The following is a 21,382-nucleotide window of genomic DNA, read 5'->3' as shown; positions in this document are numbered from 1 at the left end:
GCGGCTGACCGCTTCACGCATCGGCCAGCTCTGCTGGTCGATGTTGTTTCCGCCTTTCCAGAATTTGCGTCTGCTGATCCTTTGATCGGGTATTGGTTTACGCCGCAGCACTGCAAGAGGAACAAGGGATGTTCGCGCCGGCCAATCAGACTCACTTTGCCCTGACTATCGAAGGTCTGGATAACGATCTCCAGGTGCTTGCCCTGCAAGGTCGGGAAGCCATCAGCCAGCCTTTTGTGTTTGAGGTGGAGCTGGTCAGTGAACAGCCGTCCCTGGACCTCGAGACCCTGCTGCACAAACCGGCCTTCTTGCAGCTCTCGCCTGACGGCAGCGGCATCCATGGCCAGATCTATCGCGCCGCCCAGGGTGATTCCGGCAAACGCCTGACCCGCTACGCGGTGACCCTGCGCCCGCAACTGTCCTACCTCGCGCACCGCATCAACCAACGCATCTTCCAGAACCTCAGCGTGCCGAAAATCATCGGCATGGTCCTTGAAGAGCACGGCATCCAAAGCAATGCCTACGAATTCAAAGTCGGGGCGATCTATCCCGAGCGCATTTACTGCGTTCAATACGATGAGTCGGACCTGCAATTCATCCAGCGCCTGTGCGAGGAGGAAGGTATCCACTACCACTTCCAGCACAGCGCCACGGCCCACAAGCTGGTGTTCGGCGATGACCAGACGGTGTTCCCGAAACTCGCCCCCGTGGCCTATCAGCAAGACTCCGGCATGGTCGCCAACAACCCGGTAATCAAGCGTTTCGACCTGCGCCTGGAAACCCGCACCAGCCGCACCACCCGCCGCGACTACGACTTCGAAAAACCACGCCTGACCCTGGAAAGCGAAAACCGTGGCGACGCCCTGCCCGACCTCGAAGACTACGACTACCCCGGTCGTTTTATCGACCGCGAACGTGGCAAGCACCTGGCCAAACGCGCCCTCGAACGTCACCGCAGCGACTTCCAGCTCGCCGAAGGCAAAAGCGATCAGCCGTTGCTGGTCAGCGGCCATTTCCTGGCCCTGACCCAACACCCGAAAGCCAAATGGAACGATCTGTGGCTGCTGACCGAAATCCTCCACGAAGGCAAACAGCCGCAAGTGCTGGAAGAGTCAGTCACCAGCGACACCACCAAGCTGAAAGACGATTTCCACCAGGGCTACCGCAACCGCTTCCAGGCCACCCCGTGGGACGTGCCGAACCGCCCACCGCTGACCCAGAAAAAGCCGCGCATCCTCGGCAGCCAAAGCGCCGTGGTCACCGGGCCCAAGGGTGAAGAGATCCACTGCGACCAATACGGCCGCGTCAAAGTGCAATTCCACTGGGACCGCGAAGGCCAGGCCGACGACAAGACCAGCTGCTGGCTGCGCGTCTCCTCCGCCTGGGCCGGCGCCCATTACGGCGGCATCGCCATCCCGCGGATCGGCATGGAAGTGCTGGTTTCGTTTTTGGAAGGCGACCCCGACCAACCGTTGATCAGCGGCTGCCTGTACCACAAGGAAAACGTCGTCCCGTACGCCCTGCCGGCGAACAAAACCCGCAGCACCTTCAAAACCCTGAGCTCCCCCGGCGGCGGCGGTTACAACGAACTGCGCATCGAAGACAAAAAGGGCCAGGAACAAATCTTCCTGCACGCCCAACGCGACTGGGACGAAAACGTCGAGCACGACCAGAAAATCCGCGTCGGCAACGAACGCCACGACACCGTCGAGCAAAACAGCTACAGCGAATTCAAGGCCGAAGAACACCACACCGTCTACGCCGACCGCAAAGTCGAAACCCGCGCCAACGACCACCTCACGGTGGGTGTCAACCAACACATCAAAGTCGGCACCGGCCAATTCATCGAAGCCGGCCAGGAAATCCACCTGAGCAGCGGCATGAAAGTCGTGCTCGAAGCCGGCAGCGAACTGACCCTCAAGGGCGGCGGCAGCTTCATCAAGATCGACGGCAACGGCGTCACCCTGAGCGGGCCGGTGATCAACATGAACTCCGGTGGCAGCCCCGGCAACGGCACTGGCGCCGCGCCACTGATGCCCGGCGTGCTGAAACAGGCGGATGCCGACAAGGCCGGCGCGGTCCTGACCCCGGCGCAGATCAATACGCTAAAACGCAACGCCCCGTTCTGTGAAGAGTGCGAAAAATGCAAGGCAGGTGCTTGTGCGATCTGATCTTTTGACCCCGCAGGATTGGCTGGCTGAACGGCCGTTGCAGGCTAATGAACGTCTTTATTTGATTGTCAGTGCGGCGAGCGATGCCGAGCCACTGAAGGCCTTCTACCAGCAGGAGATGGCGCCGGAGCTGATCCCGATCTGGAGCGGCACGCCGTACGCCGATTGGCAGCCAGTGATGCCCTACCTCGCCGAGCTGAAACCCAACGCCGGTTTCCTTCAGTGGATTGCTGAAACCGACGCTCAGGATTGGGGCTGGCTGGCGGTGTCCACCAGCACCCCGGACGTGGTGTTCGAACATCTTCGCAGTTTGACTCAAGTGCGGATGCCGGATGGGACCGAGGTGTTCTTTCGGTTTTGGGATGGGCGGCATATTTTCCCGATTCTTGAAGGATTGGGTGCTGGCGCGGGTGAAGTTTTGCCAGTGTTCGACCGCTACCTGATCAATGGCCAGAAACTGGAAGTGGGACCGAGGGGAGTGCCACCGGCCAAGGCCTGGCCGTGGTGGGAGGTGCCGCAGAAGTTAGTCGACACGCTGGCGGAAAAAGACCACACCACCGTCGTCGACAACCTAATGCAGTGGTTGGGAGAGGATTGCCCAGAACTCTTCTTCTCCTTCCCCGAAAGAAATCTGCGCCACAAAGTCGAGCGCTTCGTGCGCCAACAATCCAATACAGAAGATATGGCAGAGCGTCTGGCTGCTGAGCTGACAAAGGAAGTCACGTCATGATTGATCCCATCGGTAATTTGGTTATTCGAGTTCTCGACGCCAAGACCCCAGACGTGAATGTCATTCTCAAAGACTTCAATAATTGCCTGACCGACTACAAAACCTGGGCTGACGGCTTCTGGACTGGCTGGGCCATGGATGTCGACCAGAAGTTCAAGGTGGGTAACGAAGTCAGCGTCACTGAGCGCAAAACTAAGACGGGACCGGTTGAAACCTACGCAACCTGTCCGTTGATGGGCGATTTCACGCTGATCCATATGTTTGAGAGTGCGCGCTACGTGCCGATCGGCAATACACCGGTCAGGCTCGAACCCGTCAAAAAAGCGATGTTCGGCGGATACGACGTTGTCGGTCCGGTAATTCCTGCGAATATCGGCCCGAGCGGCATTGAAGTCATCAAAGGCTGTAAGCCGGGCCAGATGTACCGCATCACTTTTTTTCCCAACGTTTCTGAAAGCAACGTCAAAGCGCTGTACGACTCATACCAGGGTGTCATCGGCAATCTTGACGGCTGGTTGAAAAGCGAATGGTCGAGTAAGTTCCAGCCACAGTGGGCGAGCTACTCGGCGACAGACCGGGCGGGTCGCTCGCTCATATTGATGCAGTCTGCACTCGATAGTCTTGAGAAAGCGCTTCTAGGTCTGTGGGATGACATCAAAAGCCTGTTCGAACTATTAGCCGACCCCTTTAAAAATGTGGAGAAACTTCTTCATTACCTGAGTAAAGAGGAAGTTGAGAAACTCTACTCAGCATCGAAAGAAGCCATAGCCACTGGATTGTTGATCCTCAGCGACGAACCGCTGATGTACATCTATCTATCCGCCATTATCGCGTGGGTTGGCATGTTGCCACCGCAAGTCTGTGTGGAAGTGATTACTGCCATCGGCGCTTCCTTTCTGATCAACGTGATACTAGGGATCTGTCTGTCTGGCGGCCTCGGGCTGGCTATACGTGTTGGCACAAAAACCTTGGCCAAGGTCAAATCCGGTACAGCGGTAAAAATGCTAGAGGAGCTCGCGGAAAAACTCTTGGCCGCGAGTAAGGGACACGCCTTGAAGGCTCACGGCGAAACCGTGAAACCACTGTTGGCCAGTGCGCAAGGCGTACCGATGGACGCCGCCAAAAAGGCTGCATTGAAAATCGAGCAAGCCACCGCAGCAAGAGCAAAAGGTCCTTTGCCGATCACCAGCGACACCCCAACACTACTGGAAAAAAACGCCTCGGCATTTGCTCGAAAAAAAGCAGAAAAACAATTCGTCCTGGAGCCAAAGGAAAAAGTCAGCGATGCTCCGGCCCAGTCAAAAACGCCCGACGAAAAGAGCTCAACCTGCGCCAAGAAAACCTGCACCAACAATTGCCCGGTTTCCATGGTTACCGGTGAAGAGCTACTGACGCTGACCGATGGTCAGCTCGACGGGCTACTACCTTTCGAGTGGACTCGCCTTTACCGCACCAGCGCTGCGGAAATTGATTGCGGCCTCGGCTACGGCTGGAGCCACGCCTTGGCACAACGGGTCGATATACAGGGCGACGAGGTAGTCTGGACCGACCACGAAAACCGTATCACCACGTTCCCGTTACCGAGTGTGCAGCGTCCGGCGATCACCAACAGCCTGTCAGAAGCAGCGATTTTCCTGGGTGATGATCCCTCTGAACTGATCCTCACCCAGGCCGGAGAACGTGCCCAGTTCTACCACTTTCGCTACAACAGCAAGGGCGCCACGCTGATCGCCATCAGCGACAACTACGGCAATCGGCTGCACATCACCCGTGACATTCACGGGCGAATCAAGCGCGTCGATAACGGCGCCGGTCGTGCCCTTCTCGTGCGATACGACCGCAAGCACATCGTCGCCATCGACTACCAGCAGTTCATCCCGGCCGACAATCTGGAAGACGCCTGGAGCACCATCCAGACCCTGGTCACCTACAGTTACGACGCCCAACACCGCCTGATCGAAGCCAAAAACGCCGCCGGCGAAGCCGAGCGTTATGCCTACAACGACCAGAACGTCATTCTTGAGCGGCAACTCGCCGGCGGCACCAGTTTTTACTGGGAATGGGAAAAAGAAGGTAAATCGGCGCGCTGCATCCATCACTGGGCTAGCTTCTCGCAGATGGACGCGCATTACGCCTGGGATGACAAAGGCAGCGTCACAGTTACCAATGCTGACGGCAGCGAAGAGGTCTATACCCACGACGATAAGGCGCGACTGGTTGCCAAGGTTGATCCGGACGGTGCGGAGCACCTCAAGGCCTACGACGACAAGGGCCGCCTGATCGCCGAGAAAGATCCACTCGGCGCCGTCACCGAATACCAATACAACGAAGCAGGCCGACTGATCGCGGTTATTCCACCCGAAGACACCCCGACCTCTTATGAGTATTACCACGGCTACGTCCGTGTGGTGAATCGTGGCCCGGCGAAGTGGATATATTGGCGCAACGACCAAGGCGATATCACCGAACAAATCGACCCGGACGGCAATTCAACCCACTACAACTATGACCGCCAGGGCCGTCTTCTAGAAATCCGTCATCCGGATGGCAGCCGTCATCAACTGGGATGGAACAATCTCGGCCAACTGCTCGAAGAACAGTTGCCCGATGGTGGTCAGCGCAAGTATCGCTACGACGCGTTGGGCCGGCAGATCACCCGTCAGGACGAAAGCGGCGCGATCACCCAATACCAATGGGATGCTGCCAACCGGCTCGCGCAAATCACCCTGCCCGGTGGCGCTACGCGCGCGTTCACTTACAACCCATACGGCCGCGTCACCGCCGAGCGCGATGAGTTGGGCCGAGTCACCCGCTACGAATATGCCGATAACCTGCACTTGGTCAGCCGCCGCATCAACCCGGATGGCAGCCAACTGCGCTATCGCTACGACAACGCACGTCTGCTGCTCAGCGAGATCGAAAACGAACGTGGCGAGCACTACCACCTCGATTACTACCCGAACGGCCTCATCCAGCAGGAAACCGGCTTCGACGGTCGTCGTACCGCTTATGAATACGACCTTAATGGTCAGTTGCTGAAGAAAACCGAGTTCGGCGACGACGGTAACGAACTGATTACCGAGTACCAGCGCGATGCCGCTGGCCGCCTGCTGGTGAAAACCCTGGCCGATGGCGAGGAAATTCACTACAGCTACGACGCCCTCGGGCGCCTGGTGAACGTCGATGACGGAAACTGGCCGCTGGCCTACGAATACGACCTGCAAGACCGCCTGATCACCGAGCACCAAGGCTGGGGGACCCTGCGTTACGAGTACGACCAACTCGGCCAACTCAGCCACTGCCGCTTACCCGACGGCAGCAAGCTTGATTATCGCCACCAACGAGGCGGTCAACTGAGCAGTATCGACCTCAACGGTTCACGCCTGACCACTCACCAGTTCAGCGCAGGTCGCGAACAGCAGCGTCAACAGGGTTTGTTGCTCAGCCAATACCAATACGACGAACAAGGCCGCCTGCAAGCTCACAGCGTTAGCCAGCAGGATCGCAACCTGTTCCAGCGTCGCTACGCTTACGATGCAAACGGCAACCTCGCCGGCATCAATGACAGCCGGAAAGGCAATCGTAGTTATCACTACGACCCGCTCGACCGTTTGATCAACGTTCGAGGCGCCACCCCGGAAAGTTTTGCCCACGACCCGGCGGGCAACCTTCTAGGTCAAGGTGACCAACCCACCGCGAACTTGGCCAATGTCAAAGGCAACCGTTTGCTGATGCAGGGCGATCGACATTACGACTACGACGCCTTTGGCAATTTGAGCCGTGAGCGCCGCGGAACCGAGCAAAAGCTCGTCACCGAATACCGCTACGACTGCCAACACCGCCTCATCGGTGTCAGCCTCCCCAGCGGCAGCATCGCAAGCTACAAGTACGACGCCTTCGGCCGCCGTATCGCCAAAACCGTCAACGACCAAACCACAGAGTTCCTGTGGCAAGGCGAACGCCTCATCGCAGAAAGCGCCAATAACCGCTATCGCAGCTACATCTACGAGCCGGGCTCCTTCCGGCCTTTGGCGATGCTCGACGGTGAAGGCCCGCTCAAAGCTGAGCCGTTCTACTACCAACTCGACCACCTCGGCACGCCGCAGGAACTCACCGATTACAGCGGCGAGATCATGTGGTCGGCGAAATACCGCGCCTATGGCAACCTCGCCACGCTCGACGTTGCAGAAATCGACAACCCGCTGCGCTTTCAGGGCCAGTACTTCGATGCGGAAACGGGCTTACATTACAACCGGCATCGCTACTACAATCCGGGGACTGGACGGTATCTGACGCCGGATCCGATCAAGCTTGCAGGCGGGCTGAACAATTACCAGTACGTGCCTAACCCTACAGGATGGGTGGATCCATTAGGGTTGAGCTGCGAACCGTGCGACGGTCCTGATGAGAAGCAATCAAACCAATCTCGCGAAACGGACTACGAGAATCTTCCTCGTCTCCCAAGCACTCCAGAGGAAGGATATCTGTATCGCGGTGTTCATAAGGGCCATCCTGCCGAAAATGACGCATTTTCCGGAAAGGTAACTCCCGGAAAAATTGATGGCGTAGTAAATCCTGACGATCACAATTATGGAGGACACTCGGGAGACAGCCCCTATACTTCATGGACAAGATCACCTGATATCGCCAGGCAATTTGCGAAAGAGGATGGACTTATTCTGAGAGTTAAAATTGGCGCCCCAAAAGAAGGAGATAAGTGGTCATGGCAGTATTCGGAAGATCGTTGGGGGGAGCAAGAAGTTCTCTTGAAAGGACCCCGCAGCGGGGATATCGAGGTGTTTAAGCCATGAATATATTAGATTTGTTACAGCAGAATTTTCATCTCGCAGACGGCGGGATAAAATCGGCCCAACTATTAAAAAAATCAACTGAAGAAAGTTTCATTTTTAAAAACGATTACATTATAAAAAAAACTAGCGATGCGTATAAAAAAGAACTCACCACTCAAAAAGAAATTGCAAACACAACTTCATCGGTAATACCAGGATTTGAAGAGCTTATAAATGCGCTTTCAAGTATGGCGCCTGACGCAATACTATCAATGCGTTTCATTGACAGTACAAGTTGGGACGGTCGCATTTTTTATGATGAAAAAAATACATTTATTGGCGCAATAATTGGACAAAAGAAAAATAAAAATTGGGAGACGCCCCCGAACTGGGACGGTTCAGAGGAAATGCTACGAACCTACAACGCCCAAAAAGACAACTAAAAACCCTAATGAAACGGGACACCCATTAGCCGGTCTCCAGTCAAGGCTAAAGGGTTTCTTCTTTCGTTTAAAGGCATGTCGAATTTGGATAGAGCGAAAGAAGGCGGCGCATCATTACATAATGAAGGATGCGGTTCCTCAACAGCTTCAGTTGCACTACTTAAGACAAAATGGAAAGGGACCGCTTTTTGAGCTAAGTCGTAAACCTGCATCTAGTCAGCCGTCGTATCAATCCGGATAGTAGCCAACTGCGCTATCGCTACGACAATGCGCGCCTACTGCTCAGTGAGATCGAAAACGAACGTCGCGAACACTACCAACTCGATTACTACTCTAACGGCCTAATCCAGCAGGAAACCGGCTTCGACGGTCGTCGTACCGCTTATGAATACGACCTCAAAGGCCAGTTGCTAAAGAAAACGGAGTTCGGCGACGAAATACCGAGCTGCCGGCAACGATTGGCGGGTGCTAAATAGCGAGCTAAACCTTGGCGCAAAAACTCTAGAGGGCGAGGGCATATATATCGTTAAAATCAAGCCTGACGACCCAAGATTCCGCTATGAAATGCCTAATGGAAAAGAAAATGGTGCGTACCCGAACGAATGGGTTCCTGGCGGGGCAACCAAAAGTGGGACAAAAGAAGCTGCTCTGATCGGATCAGAGAGCGTTTCCCATAATAGTGACGTGGGAACGCTGTTGAAAAATTTTGATGACTGGGAAAAGCTTCAATGAAAACCACTTTCGAAACGGCTCTAGATCAGCATGAAATCGCCGATTTTTTCAAGGGAAACGGCATTTACTTCGCGAGGGGATCTGATTGGGGCGATCATCTTTATGTCAGCAACTGGCAGGAAATGTGCGGCGTACTTAAAACGCAGCACGAAGCTTACTGACAAACATATTTGAAGAGTATGCAAAGTACCTCGGAGAAAATTACGAAGACGCGGCAGGATTACTTTCGAACATTACAGCCTATTACGTAATAAAGCACAAGTTTGAGTTTTTATCTGCCGACAACTATGACCTTATTAACAGCCTCAACAGCAAAACAAAAGAAAAAACAGGCAAGCTATTTAGACTTCTCAGGAACGAGTATGACAAACAAAATAAAGACCTGCCAAACTACACATTCGAACAAGAAATCCAAAGGCTGAAAAAACTTGGTTGCACTACCGAGTTCGAATCCCTTTAAAGATTTAAATAAATAAAAACAAATAAAATAGGACAGGGCTAACCACGCTCCGCGTGCGCGACGTCGCCGATGAACACCTCTACAGGTGGCACGATGGTAACTACCAGAAAGACACCATGGGCAAACCACTTAACCCTCTGATCTCTGAGGGCTTTTAAACCATGACCAAAATAAGCATTGCAGCGGCATCACCGACGAGTTATGTGGAAGCCACGAAATTTCTTCACCAACGCTTCAAAATGTCCCTTATTGGCTCTCAGAAGAAACTTGCCATGGGTGATAAGGGCTTCTTCTATGCCGGTGGGCTCTATGGAAATGATCACGTGCAACGCGAGAAAGAGATTCGCGACATCATCAGTTTCTTCCAGCTCAAAAAAATCGATTTGCTGATATTGGAAATTGATGATGATCAAGACTGGGGGGATCTGGATATGGCGAACCTCGGTCAGTACGCTATTCCAGCTCAGGAATTGTTGAACGCCCTGGATTCTTCTGCGGGACTTTATCAGTAGCTCCTAGCTTATGGAAAGTAATCCCCGCAGCACACGCGGGGATTGAAACCATCTCACAGACCGGAATGGCTCCCTACATTTACCCTATTATTCAGAGTTTTCTGCAACCACTGAATCGCCACATGGATACCAAATCTGCTTGATGGCCGTAGTGCTGCCCCCGCCCCTGCATGGAGTGATGGTTGCCTGCGATTGAAGTTCGACACGCTGCAACTCTATAAGGACGACGTGCCAACCGTAAAAGTCCCATATTAGCTTGATGGTAAAAGTCCGAACCTGGAACGCTTCACGAAAGCGTATGCTGGCTAAGGTACAGGTGGTGGGCGATAACTCGTTCCGAAACCAGGTACTACCACTATCATCAAAGTGGATGAGGTCACTGTCTTGCCGGAGAAGTAACAGTGCTAACCGATCTAGAGGCGCGCGTAGCGCTCAAAGAACTGATTGAAAAATACCTCAAGGGAAACGATCCCGATTACGACCGTTTGATCGAAATTGTTCAGGATCCTTCGCGGCAGGTTCCGATCAGAGGTGTGCTTCAGAACATTAGACGGTACAACAAGGTCCAGTACACGCAGCAGGAGCTAGAGCTGATCGACGACCTTTTGTACATGTATGGGTGAGACGAAGCGTGTTGGTAGCGAGCGAATGGTTGAAATATGCACGCCTTCGATCAGCGTCTGCTCAAGCTTGGCGAGATCAACGCAAGCCGTTCGGCTCATTCTAGCCCCCATTCTGATATCTAGCATTACCCGATAGCTACCACTGATGACGGGCAGCTATCGGCCAGGAGCGGTCATTCGGGTTAGACGCTATCCGGAATAACGTTAGGCCCTGACGTTAAATCTGCTCAATAACGCGGCACCATCCGTGACATCAAGACCTGATCGATCGCAGCGATTTTCTGAGTTGCGTGGCCGAGCGGAGAGTCGGCGTTGCTGTACGCAACCTCTGCCTCATTGTGGAGTGCATAGGCCATGTGCGCCGCGATGCGGACGCTCATTGGCTGCTGGGAGAGGTCGATGCCGAACGGGTCGCCACTGTCGTGCTGCGCCTGGTTGTCGAGAACAATAGCAAGTTCGTGCGCAGCAGAAAGCGAGCCGGGGAAAACATCGAGCACTACTACCTGGAACCCTACGGGATGAAGCGGCTGGGGTCGGGCAATTACGAGCTGGCCACACCTATTGGAGCGACGAAGAGCTGGATAAGGCTGTTCACGATCGGCTGGCAAAAATCTGCCAAGAAGCCGATATGCGCAATTGCTTCATCGAGGCTGACGCTTGAGAAGTGAGCGCTTTACTAAGCCCGTGTTAAATAGCTACCTTGTCGGAAAGCTGAATTAAAAGCTGTCTGGACGCTTTCAATCAACTGTTCCTCTAACAGCGTTGTGGCTGATGGTAGCTTGCTCGGTGCTCGATGCAAAACGATCTCGATCTCGGGCAATTGAGGAAAATCATCCTCGACCCCGAAGATCCGCCACTCAACCGGCACCATGCTCTGGGCCATTACAGTCACTGCTAAACCTCCGTTTACAGCGATTGTTCCTCCAGCAAAGCTCCGACTGGAATAGGCAATTCGCCAAGGCCGTCCATGGGCGTTAAGAGCAGCTATGGCATGCTCACGGAACACACACCCTTCGGGGAAAAACGCCAGCGGAACCGGCTCCATGCTCTGAGCCATATGTTGGCGCGAACCTACCCAGACTAACCGTTCTTTGCGCAAAATTTTTCCGCAGCTTCGATTTGGCTGTCGCGTGATCAGAGCCACGTCAAGATCTCCCGCCTCAAGTAGGTCAAGCAGCTCCCCACTCAAAGCCCCAGTTACTTCAAGCTGCACTCGTGGGTATGCATGTGCAAAACGGGTCAACACAGAAGGTAAAAAAAACTGAGCGTAATCATCAGGTATGCCTAGTCTGAGGTGCCCCTCAGTGTATGGCTTTCCAACGGCCGCAAAGGCGCTTTCATTTAGATGGATCATACGACGCGCATAACCGAGAAGTATCTCACCGTCTTCCGTCAACCTTATTTGCCGATTATCCCGTCGAATCAACTGTTTGCCCATCTGCTCTTCAAGCTTTTGCAACTGCATGCTTACGGCTGACTGAGTACGGCATAAAAAGTGAGCAGCACGCGTGAAACCTCCACTGTCGACGATGGCTATAAAAGCCTGGAGCAGGTTCAAATCAAGGTTTTTCAATCGCTCACCTCTTACTATCACGTTTCATGATCGATATCATAATAATATTTCATTTGTTTATAGCCAACAAGCATTTTATGTTGCTCGTAGCTTCCAATCGCCCCATCAATAAAAACGAGAAACATTATGAAAATTGGATTTGTTGGTTTAGGAACAATGGGACTTCCCGCGGCTCGGAACATTCAGGCTTTAGGCTTTGACTTGGTTGTATATGACCTGCGGAGGGAAGTGGCAGAGTCTTTGTTAGCCAATGGTGCTGTGTGGGCTGACAGCCCTCGAGAAGTGATTGAGAATGTAGATGTCGTAGTTAGCATGGTCTTCGGACCAGTGCAAATTGATCAAGTTGTACGTGGTGCCGGTGGTTTTTTTGAAGCCGATATTACTGGCAAATACTGGATCGACCTGACAACCAGCAGTCCGTTTATGATGCGCAAGCTCGCCGACGAGTTCGTCGCGCGGGGCGGATTTCCTATTGATGCACCTGTTACCGGGTCAGTTGATTCCTCCATACGTGGTGACATGATTTTGTTTGTAGGTGGGCAGGATGCTCATATCGAAAAAACGCGTCCTGTTCTTGAAGCGATGGGTGTAATTCGAAAAGTTGGCCGCTATGGCAACGGTTACGTCGCCAAGCTGGTTAACAACCAGCTTTGGAAAATCCACGCTGCCGCTATAGGCGAAGCTATGGTAGCCGCTAAGGTTGCAGGTTTGGAGCCAGATGTATGGTGGGAAGCAATGAAGGGAGGGGCCGCCGATAGCTTCGTAATGCAACACGATGTACCGTCGATATTTGCCGGTCACTACGACCCATCCTTCCCGCTTGCGCTGTGCCTGAAAGATCTTGGCCTGATAGAAGAATTGTTAAATGAAACCGGAACACGCTGCGAGCTAACCCGTGCAACTCATGCGCGCTTCGAAGAAGCGAAGCAGCGTTACGGAGAGCGTTCCGGTGAAATGAGTGTCTGCCGGCTCATTGAAGATGATGCAAAGATAGCGTTGCGAGTGGCGGGCGACTGGGTAGCACCGTGGGAAGTCCTACCCGTACACGCATAGGTAGCCGCTTAATTAGGATCTCCTCTGAATTCAGGAACTCCAAGAGCTTGCGCTGGCGTAAATTGATCTTCCATACACCACCCAAAAGCTAAAATAATAGGATGATTAAAATGAAGCTTGATTTTATGTATGTATTCAAGTGTGCGACGTTGGCAGTGGTACCTTTAATGTCATTAGGCGTTCAAGCGGCGGAGTCTGAATTCAGGGAAGATCAAGCCTTGCGATTGAGTTTTATTTCAGAGCCGGACTCTGAAATCGTTACAAATATGGCCAAGAAAATCCTAGAGCAACAACTCGATTATAAAGTAAAACTCTCACTGCTAGCACTTGGCGTGCAATATCAAAGCATCTCAACTAAAAAGCTTGATGCTATGCTCATGGCTTGGCTACCGAACACCCAAGCTGCTTATTGGGATAAGTACAAAAATAGTGTTGATGATTTAGGCATAATCTATGGCGGGAAGCTTGGATGGGTGGTGCCAGACTATGTACCGGTTAACGAAGTAAGAACAATCGCTGATTTGGAAAATCCCGAAGTTGCAAAGAAATTTAAAGGAATAATACAAGGCATCGACCCTGGTGCAGGCCTAATGAGAAAATCCGAAGAAACAATAAAAAATTACAACTTAGTCGATTACAAACTCTCCGCTAGCAGCGCAACTGCAATGACTATTGCGATGGATCGAGCCATTCTTAAAAAAGACTGGATCGTTGCCACAGCCTGGACCCCTCATTGGATGTTTGGAAAGTGGAACCTACGCTATTTGGAAGATCCAAAAGGCTCTTTAGGTGGTGCTGAGGGCGTACATGCCCTTTCTCGCAAAGGGTTCGGTGAAGATTTTCCTCGAGCTGCGAACTTCCTTCAAAACTACAAAATCCCCCTTGCCGACTTGCAGGGAATTATGGCCGAGGCTCATGAGACTTCAAACCCCGATGGGGCTATCACTCATTATCTTGACTCACACCCAGAGAAAATTACTGAATGGACCGAAAGTGCAAAAAAACTTCCACTCTACAAAAACTAACATAGCCCTTGGCGTGTCAAGTAGCCAAAGTACACTTCCTGTAGTGGATCTAATGAAACCGGACACCATTTAGACGAGAATGCTCGCCAGATAGAGGTGTCTGAAGACCAAGCAACGTCGTTCCTTTTCCGCTGAATTCAAACGCGAGGCCGCAGGCCTCGTGCTTGATGAAGGCTTCAGCCATATCGAAGCCTAACGTTCGCTCGGGGTTGTTGAGTTCGCGTTACACGCTGGATTAATCAGCTTCAGTAGGAGAGCAAAGGTGTTACTCCGCAGCAAGGCTGCTAATGCCAGAGCAACAGAAAATCCAGGAACTGGAAGCTCGAATCGCTCACCTTGAACGGGAGAAATCCATTTTAAATGGCTACCGCGCTCTTGATGTCGAAGGAGCAAACGTGCACTCGCTGATTGATCTGTTGAGTGCCAAGAGCCAGTTTATTGGTTTTACACGGTCTTTGATGTCACTCGCTCATCTACTACGCCCATCCCGGTGCAGAGGCAGATAAGCTGAACAGGCAATGCATTCGTGCGGCTAGATACTCGGAACTCCAGCGCCTCCACCTCACGTTCGATCGCCCCAGATGCTGTGGGAGATTGCGGTAATCCATGGCGATGATGACGCAATTGTCGCCGTCCAACAGAATGTGCATTGCAATAATTTATTGAAGTGCGCCCAGCGATAGGGTTGACGCTAGCCGGTCTGTTGCATCGATTAGTTGATTTCACAGTCGATTGCAGCCTTCGCGACAGACAGCAATCGGCACAGAGTGTGTAAAAACGCTTTGCCAAAATTGAAGTGTGCGCGTCTACGTTAAATCTGAAATTTATCGGCACGTCAGCAGATGTGGATTTCGCGTAGAAGCGCGATTTGCAGTCCGTTTTTGAGTACCTGTCGCGCTGAAAAACGTTTTCACACAGCCTCGGCCAAAAGCAGCCGCTGTTGAAGGCTGCCCTATTGAAGCTTGGATTTCACTTGGTCGCGGCTAACATGCGCCATGGTGCAGGAGAGGTGCGGCAGCAGCTTTCAATCGAGCTTATAGAGGTGTCAGACTACCGGCCAAGGTTGCGAACCAACAAGGACAGTTATGAAAACATTCAAACAGATAATCTTGGAGTTCTGGTTCCCGCTCACGTTTGCCGTGCTGTGGACAATATTGCGCATGCTATCAGTGCCTGATCCGAGTACAGGGTGGCAGCAGACAGTATTGAATTGCATCGGCACCTTTGCGCCCGCATTTTTTTTCTTGAGTTTTTTATCCGGGCAATGGTTCAGGGTACGAAAGCAGCTCAAGGTTGAGGGGGGATTAACATCTGTTGAGCAACGGCTAACTGCCCTAGTGGGACATATGGAGCAGCAGGCCAATCATCTGGAAAATCAAGCCAAAGACATTGTTGGCTATACAACGGGGGGAGAAAGCTATTGTCGCGTACTGTGCGCGTTTGATGGCACAAATCCGGGTTCTCTGATGCTGATGGCGATTCATTGCGGCGAGTACCCGCTCACAAACATCGAAATTAGGGTTTGTGACTTGGACCTTTTGAAAGAAGGCACTGCACTGATTAATGATCGTTTCTTCAACATTGAGCGACTGCTGCCGGGTATCAATTCAATGTTCGGGAGCTTCCCTATGGACGGTAGGGATAGCCGGAGCTTCAACATCTTTATGTATGCGCAGAACGGCCGGACAGTACAAGAGGTTCGTATGGTAAAAAGCGAAGCCGGATGGCACCAGGCTCAGAGGGTTACAAGGGGCTACGATACTTTGTATGTGGATCTAGCGGAGGATTCTCCTCTTGGTACAAACCCATGGGATTAGTGGCCGTGAAGGGTTAGCCGATTCGAAGAACTTCTAATGGCCGTTTGCTGCCTATCGAGAAGGGCAGCAAGCGGCCAGAGTCTGACCGTCAGCTTTTGGCCGGTTACTGCCTGTCGTCACCGGCAGTGAACGACCCATTGCAGGCATTGGCAATGGCCGAAGTTGACCGCCCATATCGTGGCATAGCAGCATGCCGGTCAGTATTATCTCGCCATTACGTTGATGCCAGGATGCCTATGTCTGCCGATCTTCATGAGTTGCTGGAAAGCGTAAACGACGAGCAATCCTTCATTGGATTTATGGCGGCTCTCGGTAATGATTTCTCCCGGGAACGTTTGTTGGAGGAGACTTCTCCATCATCTCCCTTTGGGCCCGGCGCCTTGGGGTGGGAGAACGGTTCTGTTGACACCTTTCTTGATGCTGCAGCTTCGTGGGCAACCGCTAGCACCAGGTGTTCTCTGACGGACGCTTCTGTATTGAACGTATGGCAGCGCTGTGCGGCAATTTTGCTCGCTGGTAAATTTTATGAGTGAACGCTAGCAGGAGTGGAATGTGCTAAACGACAAATTATTGGGTTTGAACCAGCAAATCGAAAAAGCTACCGCTGCTATGCAAGACAAACTCGTGGCGTCTGATGAGGTCGTTGTGGCTGATTTCATGAGGCGGTACGAATTGACCTTGGCATTGTTCGGTACTGGCTCAGAGCAAAAGCTGGAGGCGAGCTTGAAGGGACTGTTAAATTGCACAAGAGGTTACCTGGAAACCTCCAGTCATTATGATCAGAAATTTCTAGATGAAATGTGTGCGACAGAAAGACTGATCGAGGAATTGCTGAAGGATAAATAACTGCGAATTCGAGAGTATGTTTCCGACTTGTAAAAGCGCAGGTCACGGACGTCCGCTTCTGGCCGACTACTGCCGGTCACGACAGGCATAAATCGGCCAATAGCGACGTAGGTTCAAGAGTGAATTGGCCTAGGTGCATCACCTCACCGGGGACTGCCAGCGCCTACGGTGGCTTGTCATACATGAAAGTTCCCTGACACCTCTTCCTTCGCGGCTGTGAGAACGCATGAGGGATTGGCCGGAAGCACTTCCTTTGGCGGCTTCCCGCCGAGGAAGGTATTTGGCGACGCAAACCAGAATGCCATGCCCCACCCATCTTTCGTCGTAACCAACGTCGAAATTACCCTCTCTAACGCTAAAAATGGCCGAAAGCCTTGTTCCGGATCGAGTCCGTAGATGGGGAAATAATCGACGCCTTGATGGCGCACAGCAAATATCTTCCCGGTCTGCTTCCATTTGTTGGGCTGCAAGCTGGGGTTGCTAGAGCTGAAGCGTGCGAGATCCGTGATCTCGTTGGCCGTCACCCAATCGGTGCTTTGAAGGATCTCGGCTTTCGCCTGTACGAGCATCCTAGCCTCGCGCAGTAGCGTCGACGGCACCGGTTTCTTAGGCACCATGAGGGAGACGATGGAAGAAATAGTATCGGCAGGGAGGGGGTTAATGTGGTCGAGGAACGCCTGGGTGAGCATTTCTACGGAGCGTACATAGTCGTCGACCAAGTCCCGAGGCTCCGCATCCACGGTAATAATAATTTTATGCCTAGAGCCCTCGCTATCTTGAGACGAGGTTTCAGTCTCGACCACCGACGATTCCCGAACAATTTCAATGATGTCGATACTGAAAGTCATACCAACCTCCCAGAGGTCATCGGTGCTGTGCCAAATTGCTAATAAGCAATCTATCCCTGATGGCTGGTTACAGGATGACCGTCCGGCGCCGGTTTCATTTCGTCCCCTCGTCCCGAGGCTACCCTACAGCGGGACCTATCTCCCCAAGTCCCCGTGAATGGTGATACTCACAACCGCATTCACCCGCGACACCATTAAAATGCCAACCCTTCTGCTACTTCAATCAGCATCTCTTCCACCAGGCGAGTACCCTGGCTGGTGGAGAGTAGCGCATTGGGAGTTTCACCCGAAAAGCGCCGCTTGGATTTGTTGAGCCAGCGCCTCGCTTTTTTGCTATCCCCAAAGAGCACCTCGGCCATGGCCGTGATGTGCGCATGCCGAAATAGGCGGTCACTCTCACTCACGCTCAGGCGCTGACCGCGAGCCAACCGGATGTTAAGGGCGTTGAGCGCAATGATGTGGTTGCGCGTTGCCGGGCTGAGTGCACCGATATCGTAGAGCATCTTGACTCTCGCGGCCCAGAAACCCGCAGTGATGAACTCGTGGATGTCCTGATCTGAAGCGTCAATAGGGATCCGCAGCAACGTTTCCAGCCGGACCCGGTAAGCCCGGTAAGCCTTTTCGTGCATCACTTCAGCCAACATGGGTCGCCTATCCGGTGCGTCGTCGTGCAGGAAGCATCCGGCCATTTCCGCCGCCAGGGAAGGTGGCTTGGTCGGAAACCCCGTCAGCCACGCCCCAAGAATGCACCGCACTCCTCGCTCCGGTTAAGTCGATCCATCGGTCCCCACGCTGGTTGCGGGTCGGCGGCGATGTTGAAAGTCAACCAATGTCGCAGGCCGGGCCCCCGCCAGTGATCCGACTGGCTCCAGGTCTCTACCTTCTACTAGCGCGGCATCCAAGAATCGATGCGCGCGTGCCGAGCGCGCCCTTAACAGACGCTGAGCCTCGGCCTTGAATTGCTCAGCGAGCTGCCACTTGCTCGTTTCGACTTTGCGTTTACCTTTCATCACGGTGCTCGAGGTGAGTCACGAACGTCTATTCCCTGACCACTGTTGAGGAATGAGCAAAACGTCCGGGGCTCCTGCCGACCCGCTCGGCCGGCTGCTCACCCCAAAAGTACCACGCCCTTCGTTGATCAAGGTGGGCGCCCGTCAAAGGAAGGCGGCACGATGCTCTCGAGGGGATCAGGGCTCCCCCTTCCCCGCAGCCCACAACTCCGTATGTATCGCTGCCGGCCCAGTCCTTTATCTGATCGCAAGCGCCCCGTCCACCCTGCGAGCGCCGCCAAAAGCGAACTAAGCTGAAAAGGAGGTGGCCGCCGTGGACCCCGCGTCCGCCAAAGTGTGGGGGTGAATCGCACGGTGTAAGGAAAAACAAACCGAAACCGGGACAAAACGATGCTGACACGGGGTAAGTCCGGCTTATCCCGTGCCAGACCCGTCTCCATCAAACACCTTATGCATACCGTTTGTAGCCTGTAATTACAGGTCACGTAACACGTTACGAAATCGTCTGGAGGTAACCCATGGCTCGCGGTGGAATCAACCTGGCGCTGGTGCGTGAAGCCCGTGCCGCCTTGCTCAGGCGGGGCCGGCGGCCGAGCATCGATGCGGTGCGTATTGAGCTCGGCAACACCGGCTCGAAAAGCACGATCTCGCGCTACCTGAAAGAACTCGATGCCGCCGCGCCGCCCGCCAACGAGTCTCCCCCCGCCACAGTGATCGACCAGCGCCTGATGAGCGTGGTGCAGGCGATTCGCACCCAGTTGCTGGAGCAGGCGCAAGCGACCGTGCAACAGGAACAGGCACGCGGCGCCGGACGGGAACAGCAGCTGCTGGCCCAGGTGCAGGCCCTGGAGGCGCAGCAGCGGGTGGCTCAGGAGCAGCTGACGCAGCTGAAAAGCCAGCTGCGCGACGAGCTGCAGCAGCGCCAACAGCAGGCCGTGGCCATGGAGACGAAGGACGAGGCGCTGCGGCTGGCGCGCCAGGACGCCCACGGTCTGAATGTCACGCTCAATGAACGCGCCGCGCTGATCGCCCAACTGCAAGCCTCGCACCAGCACACGCGGGAAAATCTCGAACATTTTCGCCAGCAAAGTCACGAGCAGTACGCGGCGCAGCAGCGGCAGCACGAGCAGTTTCGCCAAGACAGCCACCAGCAGCAGCGCAAACTGGAACTGCTGCTGCAGCAGGCGCAACAGCGGGCTTCGCAACTGAACGAGGAGCTGGCCGCCCTCAAGTTGAGCGTGTCCCTGGAGCGGCAAAAGTTGCGTGACCAGCACCAGCACAATGCGCAGCTCGAACGCCGCGTCGAACGACTCACCCATGAAGAACAACAACTGCTGGCCGCGCGGCTGTCGCTGAGTGAGCAACTGCGCCAGACCAGCGTCGCGCTCAGCGAACTCAGCGGTCAACGCGAACAACTCAACATCGACCTGGCGGTGTGCCACAGTCGTCTCGCGGCACACGACCTGACCGCCCCCGGCAAGCGACGCACCGGCTTGAGTCCGTCCGTTTTCGGCGCTGACAGATCTAGAGCGGCGCGGCGCAACCGGTAGAGCTTTTGATACAGCCAGCGCAGGGTATGCACCTCGAACACCGACTCGCGTTCCCGATCAAACACCGACAGCTGGAGGAATACCGTGCGCAACTGTTCAGTGGACAATCGGTCACAGACGTCACAGAACTGGCACCACTGGGCTTCATCCTGAAACAGCGGGGTGCCCATGCCCCACGCCCGCAACAACGACCAAAAACGCACACTGTCATCCAGCGCTTGCTCGGTGTCATACCAGACCGCGGCCTGGTCGCCAAGCGGGGCGGGCAGACGTGCTCTCAACAACCGGCTGAGCCCGTAGCATCGTGCATTCCACAACGGTGCATGCAACAGGCGCGGCAACTCACGTTTCAGCGCACGGCTGAGTAACAACCGCAGCAGGAGATGGACCGGCGGGGTCGCCCTGAGCCAGAGGAGCAACCACGTCATGCGCACCAGCGGTGTGGTGCAGGGCAACCCCACCAAGCGCCGGGCCCTCATGGCCGGCACCGCCGTCAATGGCAACCAGCGCCGAATGTCCTCATGGGTGACGCGGGCAAAACCCAGCGCCCACCACAGCGGGTGCTCGATCAAGGCCGTTAATGCCGGGCTCTGCTTGCCCAGTAAACGTAACACCGCATTGGAATGGGCCAGCCCCTGCAGCATGGCGCACCAGCGCACCTCACGTTGACTTCCCCGGACCTCCCCCGCAGCCGCCTCGGCCCAGCGCGCCATGATCCCGGCACTGGGCTCCAGTCCAAGGTGCGCAGCGGTCGCCTGCAAGGCCATCGCCATGCGCAGATTTTGCCACGTGAGGTGCTCGACGCAGGCCATGATTCGATACCCAGAACGGGAACGCGAAAATCAGTGTACGCCTCTTACACCGGTACAGCTGACTTGCCCGTGACACTGATCAAGTTCCACATTTTTCATTTGCGAAAACTCTCGACACTGGAAGAGAAACAAACTGCAAGCGTTTGAATGATTACCTATATAACCAGAAAAAAAACAGGAAAAATCCCCTCATCGCACTCTTACCCTTTCAGCAACTATGGTCGGCGGTACACACCCCACAGGTGTACGGTGAACTTAGCGCCCGTGGCTGCCGCGGTCCGGCCCCCCCCCGCGCCGACGGCGTCCGGCCGCCACCGAGGCGAGCGTCTTATGCCCTGCACGTCATGACTCGCCGCCCACGCGCCCAGTAGCGCAAACGCCAGTCCC

General features: G+C 54.2%; 18 protein-coding genes and 2 pseudogenes. 17 read left to right on the top strand and 3 right to left on the bottom strand.

Going from position 1 to position 21,382, the window contains the following annotated elements:
• Positions 1-128: 128 nt before the first annotated feature.
• From ACA056_RS08025 to ACA056_RS07980, 10 genes and pseudogenes are all read left to right on the top strand, one after another.
• Positions 129-2,171 carry a type VI secretion system Vgr family protein gene (locus tag ACA056_RS08025; RefSeq protein ID WP_497271741.1) on the top strand — a complete coding sequence of 681 codons (2,043 nt, stop codon included), beginning with the start codon at positions 129-131 and terminating at the stop codon, positions 2,169-2,171.
• The gene (locus ACA056_RS08020) at positions 2,161-2,901 is read left to right on the top strand and encodes a DUF4123 domain-containing protein (RefSeq protein ID WP_497271739.1); all 741 of its coding nucleotides are present in this window, start codon (positions 2,161-2,163) and stop codon (positions 2,899-2,901) included. The genes ACA056_RS08025 and ACA056_RS08020 overlap by 11 nt, the downstream gene beginning before the upstream one ends.
• Positions 2,898-7,712, top strand: coding sequence for an RHS repeat-associated core domain-containing protein (locus ACA056_RS08015; RefSeq protein WP_497271737.1), 4,815 nt, complete (start codon positions 2,898-2,900; stop codon positions 7,710-7,712). Before ACA056_RS08020 ends, ACA056_RS08015 begins: the two co-directional genes overlap by 4 nt.
• A complete protein-coding gene (locus ACA056_RS08010; protein ID WP_494373655.1) occupies positions 7,709-8,134 on the top strand; it encodes a hypothetical protein in 426 nt (141 codons plus the stop codon). Before ACA056_RS08015 ends, ACA056_RS08010 begins: the two co-directional genes overlap by 4 nt.
• 203 nt (positions 8,135-8,337) lie before the next feature.
• Positions 8,338-8,571, top strand: a pseudogene (locus ACA056_RS08005) (hypothetical protein); the annotation flags it as partial.
• Between the two features lie 28 nt (positions 8,572-8,599).
• Positions 8,600-8,866, top strand: a complete 267-nt coding sequence (locus tag ACA056_RS08000; protein WP_497271735.1) for a hypothetical protein — start codon at positions 8,600-8,602, stop codon at positions 8,864-8,866.
• Positions 8,863-9,027, top strand: a complete 165-nt coding sequence (locus ACA056_RS07995; RefSeq protein ID WP_497271733.1) for a hypothetical protein — start codon at positions 8,863-8,865, stop codon at positions 9,025-9,027. Before ACA056_RS08000 ends, ACA056_RS07995 begins: the two co-directional genes overlap by 4 nt.
• Positions 9,028-9,487: 460 nt before the next feature.
• On the top strand, positions 9,488-9,838 hold the full coding sequence (locus ACA056_RS07990) for a hypothetical protein (protein WP_497271731.1): 351 nt from the start codon (positions 9,488-9,490) through the stop codon (positions 9,836-9,838).
• Between the two features lie 401 nt (positions 9,839-10,239).
• Positions 10,240-10,461 (top strand): hypothetical protein, encoded by a 222-nt coding sequence (locus ACA056_RS07985; protein ID WP_497271729.1) that lies wholly within the window; start codon positions 10,240-10,242, stop codon positions 10,459-10,461.
• 356 nt (positions 10,462-10,817) lie between these two features.
• A complete protein-coding gene (locus tag ACA056_RS07980; protein WP_497271727.1) occupies positions 10,818-11,129 on the top strand; it encodes a hypothetical protein in 312 nt (103 codons plus the stop codon).
• Positions 11,130-11,137: 8 nt separating this feature from the next.
• Here the strand turns inward: ACA056_RS07980 and ACA056_RS07975 are convergent, their stop codons facing one another.
• Complete coding sequence (locus tag ACA056_RS07975) at positions 11,138-12,034, bottom strand: LysR substrate-binding domain-containing protein (RefSeq protein WP_497271725.1); 897 nt, start codon at positions 12,032-12,034, stop codon at positions 11,138-11,140.
• 126 nt (positions 12,035-12,160) lie between these two features.
• Here ACA056_RS07975 and ACA056_RS07970 point away from each other — a divergent pair, with 126 nt between their 5' ends.
• The 6 genes and pseudogenes from ACA056_RS07970 (at position 12,161) to ACA056_RS07945 (ending at position 16,775) form a co-directional block, all read left to right on the top strand.
• Entirely contained in the window at positions 12,161-13,087 is a 927-nt protein-coding gene (locus ACA056_RS07970; protein WP_497271723.1) for an NAD(P)-dependent oxidoreductase, read from the top strand.
• A gap of 110 nt (positions 13,088-13,197) precedes the next feature.
• The gene (locus ACA056_RS07965) at positions 13,198-14,112 is read left to right on the top strand and encodes a glycine betaine ABC transporter substrate-binding protein (RefSeq protein ID WP_497271721.1); all 915 of its coding nucleotides are present in this window, start codon (positions 13,198-13,200) and stop codon (positions 14,110-14,112) included.
• 100 nt (positions 14,113-14,212) lie between these two features.
• Positions 14,213-14,540, top strand: a pseudogene (locus ACA056_RS07960) (transposase); the annotation flags it as partial.
• A 657-nt stretch (positions 14,541-15,197) separates the two neighbouring features.
• A complete protein-coding gene (locus ACA056_RS07955; RefSeq protein WP_497271719.1) occupies positions 15,198-15,929 on the top strand; it encodes a hypothetical protein in 732 nt (243 codons plus the stop codon).
• A gap of 236 nt (positions 15,930-16,165) precedes the next feature.
• The gene (locus ACA056_RS07950) at positions 16,166-16,462 is read left to right on the top strand and encodes a hypothetical protein (RefSeq protein ID WP_497271717.1); all 297 of its coding nucleotides are present in this window, start codon (positions 16,166-16,168) and stop codon (positions 16,460-16,462) included.
• A 19-nt stretch (positions 16,463-16,481) separates the two neighbouring features.
• Positions 16,482-16,775 carry a hypothetical protein gene (locus tag ACA056_RS07945; protein WP_497271715.1) on the top strand — a complete coding sequence of 98 codons (294 nt, stop codon included), beginning with the start codon at positions 16,482-16,484 and terminating at the stop codon, positions 16,773-16,775.
• Positions 16,776-16,951: 176 nt separating this feature from the next.
• Here ACA056_RS07945 and ACA056_RS07940 read toward each other — a convergent pair whose 3' ends face one another.
• Both ACA056_RS07940 and ACA056_RS07935 read right to left on the bottom strand, forming a co-directional pair.
• The gene (locus tag ACA056_RS07940) at positions 16,952-17,623 is read right to left on the bottom strand and encodes a hypothetical protein (protein ID WP_497271713.1); all 672 of its coding nucleotides are present in this window, start codon (positions 17,621-17,623) and stop codon (positions 16,952-16,954) included.
• A 194-nt stretch (positions 17,624-17,817) separates the two neighbouring features.
• Positions 17,818-18,267, bottom strand: coding sequence for an antitoxin Xre/MbcA/ParS toxin-binding domain-containing protein (locus ACA056_RS07935; RefSeq protein WP_497271711.1), 450 nt, complete (start codon positions 18,265-18,267; stop codon positions 17,818-17,820).
• An 884-nt stretch (positions 18,268-19,151) separates the two neighbouring features.
• Here ACA056_RS07935 and ACA056_RS07930 point away from each other — a divergent pair.
• A complete protein-coding gene (locus ACA056_RS07930; protein WP_497271709.1) occupies positions 19,152-20,183 on the top strand; it encodes a DNA-binding protein in 1,032 nt (343 codons plus the stop codon).
• The last annotated feature ends 1,199 nt before the right edge of the window (positions 20,184-21,382 follow it).

The sequence above is a fragment of the Pseudomonas sp. LBUM1666 genome, from assembly GCF_059695775.1.
This window is presented reverse-complemented; position numbering and strand designations above follow the sequence as displayed.